The 648-nt window shown below is 47.7% G+C and carries 4 tRNA genes and 1 rRNA gene; all 5 read left to right on the top strand.

The annotated features are described in order from the left end of the window. The first annotated feature begins 161 nt into the window (after positions 1–161). A 5S ribosomal RNA gene (gene rrf, locus BGM26_RS14425) occupies positions 162–278 on the top strand. A gap of 12 nt (positions 279–290) precedes the next feature. Next, a tRNA-Asn gene (locus BGM26_RS14420) sits at positions 291–365 on the top strand. Between the two features lie 3 nt (positions 366–368). Continuing rightward, positions 369–461: transfer RNA gene (locus BGM26_RS14415), tRNA-Ser, on the top strand. Between the two features lie 13 nt (positions 462–474). Then, a tRNA-Glu gene (locus BGM26_RS14410) sits at positions 475–549 on the top strand. A gap of 6 nt (positions 550–555) precedes the next feature. Continuing rightward, positions 556–631: transfer RNA gene (locus BGM26_RS14405), tRNA-Val, on the top strand. The last annotated feature ends 17 nt before the right edge of the window (positions 632–648 follow it).

Genomic DNA, 648 nt, shown 5'->3' with positions numbered 1-648 from the left:
GACACGTGGAGCTGACAAATACTAATCGGTCGAGGACTTAACCACAATTGATTACTTGAATTCTTCTTCTACATTATCTAGTTTTGAGGGAATAAAAGTTTAAAATTCCTCTTGAAAAATTCTAAAAAGACGTTATAATAAAATATGTCTTTGAAAAATAGTCTGGTGGCGATAGCGAGAAGGTCACACCCGTTCCCATCCCGAACACGGAAGTTAAGCTTCTCAGCGCCGATGGTAGTTGGGGGCTCTCCCCCTGTGAGAGTAGGACGTCGCCAGGCTTTATGGATTATTCCGCAGTAGCTCAGTGGTAGAGCATTCGGCTGTTAACCGAACGGTCGCAGGTTCGAATCCTGCCTGCGGAGCCATAAGGAGAGCTGTCCGAGTGGCCGAAGGAGCACGATTGGAAATCGTGTAGGCGGTTTATAGCTGTCTCAAGGGTTCAAATCCCTTGCTCTCCGCCATTTTAATAAAAATGGCCCCTTGGTCAAGCGGTTAAGACACCGCCCTTTCACGGCGGTAACACGGGTTCGAATCCCGTAGGGGTCACCATTATACGGAGGATTAGCTCAGCTGGGAGAGCATCTGCCTTACAAGCAGAGGGTCGGCGGTTCGATCCCGTCATCCTCCACCATAAATATTTTTCATTAT

The sequence above is a fragment of the Bacillus sp. FJAT-29790 genome (assembly GCF_019039215.1).
Taxonomy (GTDB): Bacteria; Bacillota; Bacilli; order Bacillales; family Cytobacillaceae; genus Cytobacillus.
Note: the sequence above shows the minus strand (reverse complement) of the source record. Positions and strands in the feature narration are given on the sequence as shown.